The 2,780-nt window shown below is 50.5% G+C and carries 1 tRNA gene and 2 rRNA genes; all 3 read right to left on the bottom strand.

Going from position 1 to position 2,780, the window contains the following annotated elements:
• Positions 1 to 938, bottom strand: a 23S ribosomal RNA gene (locus ACERDH_RS09725); the annotation flags it as partial.
• Between the two features lie 124 nt (positions 939 to 1,062).
• Positions 1,063 to 1,135 (bottom strand) — tRNA-Ala (locus ACERDH_RS09720).
• 51 nt (positions 1,136 to 1,186) lie between these two features.
• Positions 1,187 to 2,732, bottom strand: a 16S ribosomal RNA gene (locus ACERDH_RS09715).
• Positions 2,733 to 2,780 lie beyond the last annotated feature (48 nt).

Below are 2,780 nucleotides of genomic sequence, written 5' to 3'. Positions count from 1 at the left end.
GAGATTGGTAATCCGGGATGGACCCCTCACCCAAACAGTGCTCTACCTCCAAGAATCTCTAATGTCGACGCTAGCCCTAAAGCTATTTCGGAGAGAACCAGCTATCTCCAAGTTCGTTTGGAATTTCTCCGCTACCCACAAGTCATCCAAGCACTTTTCAACGTGCCCTGGTTCGGTCCTCCAGTGCGTCTTACCGCACCTTCAACCTGCTCATGGGTAGGTCACATGGTTTCGGGTCTACGTCATGATACTAATTCGCCCTATTCAGACTCGGTTTCCCTACGGCTCCGTCTCTTCAACTTAACCTCGCATCATAACGTAACTCGCCGGTTCATTCTACAAAAGGCACGCTCTCACCCATTAACGGGCTCGAACTTGTTGTAGGCACACGGTTTCAGGTTCTATTTCACTCCCCTCCCGGGGTGCTTTTCACCTTTCCCTCACGGTACTGGTTCACTATCGGTCACTAGGGAGTATTTAGGGTTGGGAGATGGTCCTCCCAGATTCCGACGGGATTTCACGTGTCCCGCCGTACTCAGGATACTGCTAGGTACAAAGACTATTTTAAATACGAGGCTATTACTCTCTTTGGCTGATCTTCCCAAATCATTCTTCTATAATCTTTGAGTCCACATTGCAGTCCTACAACCCCGAAGAGTAAACTCTTCGGTTTGCCCTCCTGCCGTTTCGCTCGCCGCTACTAAGGCAATCGCTTTTGCTTTCTCTTCCTGCAGCTACTTAGATGTTTCAGTTCACTGCGTCTTCCTCCTCACATCCTTAACAGATGCGGGTAACAGGTAGTACCTGTTGGGTTCCCCCATTCGGAAATCCCTGGATCATCGCTTACTTACAGCTACCCAAGGCATATCGTCGTTTGTCACGTCCTTCTTCGGCTCCTAGTGCCAAGGCATCCACCGTGCGCCCTTATTAACTTAACCTTATTTTCTGACCTTTCAGTCATAAACTCTTATTAATACTACAGCGTTTTCGGTTTATTTTCTTGTTACTATTTGATATAGATATTCAATTTTCAATGTGCATTACTTGGTGATCTCTCACCAATGGAGCCTAGCGGGATCGAACCGCTGACCTCCTGCGTGCAAAGCAGGCGCTCTCCCAGCTGAGCTAAGGCCCCACAAGACCTCTCAAGACTAAACAAGACCAATGCGCAGTTCCTTATCCTTAGAAAGGAGGTGATCCAGCCGCACCTTCCGATACGGCTACCTTGTTACGACTTCACCCCAATCATCTATCCCACCTTAGGCGGCTGGCTCCAAATGGTTACCTCACCGACTTCGGGTGTTACAAACTCTCGTGGTGTGACGGGCGGTGTGTACAAGGCCCGGGAACGTATTCACCGCGGCGTGCTGATCCGCGATTACTAGCGATTCCGACTTCATGTAGGCGAGTTGCAGCCTACAATCCGAACTGAGACTGGCTTTAAGAGATTAGCTTGCCGTCACCGGCTTGCGACTCGTTGTACCAGCCATTGTAGCACGTGTGTAGCCCAGGTCATAAGGGGCATGATGATTTGACGTCATCCCCACCTTCCTCCGGTTTATTACCGGCAGTCTCGCTAGAGTGCCCAACTGAATGATGGCAACTAACAATAGGGGTTGCGCTCGTTGCGGGACTTAACCCAACATCTCACGACACGAGCTGACGACAACCATGCACCACCTGTCACCTCTGTCCCGAAGGAAAACTCTATCTCTAGAGCGGTCAGAGGGATGTCAAGACCTGGTAAGGTTCTTCGCGTTGCTTCGAATTAAACCACATGCTCCACCGCTTGTGCGGGCCCCCGTCAATTCCTTTGAGTTTCAACCTTGCGGTCGTACTCCCCAGGCGGAGTGCTTAATGCGTTAGCTGCGGCACTAAACCCCGGAAAGGGTCTAACACCTAGCACTCATCGTTTACGGCGTGGACTACCAGGGTATCTAATCCTGTTTGCTCCCCACGCTTTCGAGCCTCAGCGTCAGTTACAAGCCAGAGAGCCGCTTTCGCCACCGGTGTTCCTCCATATATCTACGCATTTCACCGCTACACATGGAATTCCACTCTCCCCTCTTGCACTCAAGTTAAACAGTTTCCAAAGCGTACTATGGTTAAGCCACAGCCTTTAACTTCAGACTTATCTAACCGCCTGCGCTCGCTTTACGCCCAATAAATCCGGACAACGCTCGGGACCTACGTATTACCGCGGCTGCTGGCACGTAGTTAGCCGTCCCTTTCTGGTAAGATACCGTCACAGTGTGAACTTTCCACTCTCACACTCGTTCTTCTCTTACAACAGAGCTTTACGATCCGAAAACCTTCTTCACTCACGCGGCGTTGCTCGGTCAGACTTCCGTCCATTGCCGAAGATTCCCTACTGCTGCCTCCCGTAGGAGTCTGGGCCGTGTCTCAGTCCCAGTGTGGCCGATCACCCTCTCAGGTCGGCTATGTATCGTCGCCTTGGTGAGCCGTTACCCCACCAACTAGCTAATACAACGCAGGTCCATCTGGTAGTGATGCAATTGCACCTTTTAAGCAAATGTCATGCAACATCTACTGTTATGCGGTATTAGCTATCGTTTCCAATAGTTATCCCCCGCTACCAGGCAGGTTACCTACGCGTTACTCACCCGTTCGCAACTCATCCAGAGAAGCAAGCTCCTCCTTCAGCGTTCTACTTGCATGTATTAGGCACGCCGCCAGCGTTCGTCCTGAGCCAGGATCAAACTCTCATTAAAAGTTTGAGTTCTCACTCATTTCTGTCACTGACAGATTTATTGTTTTTT

The organism is Streptococcus bovismuti (assembly GCF_042436615.2).
GTDB lineage: Bacteria > Bacillota > Bacilli > Lactobacillales > Streptococcaceae > Streptococcus.
The sequence above is the reverse complement of the archived record's forward strand: the minus strand, read 5'-3'. Positions and strand labels throughout refer to the sequence as shown.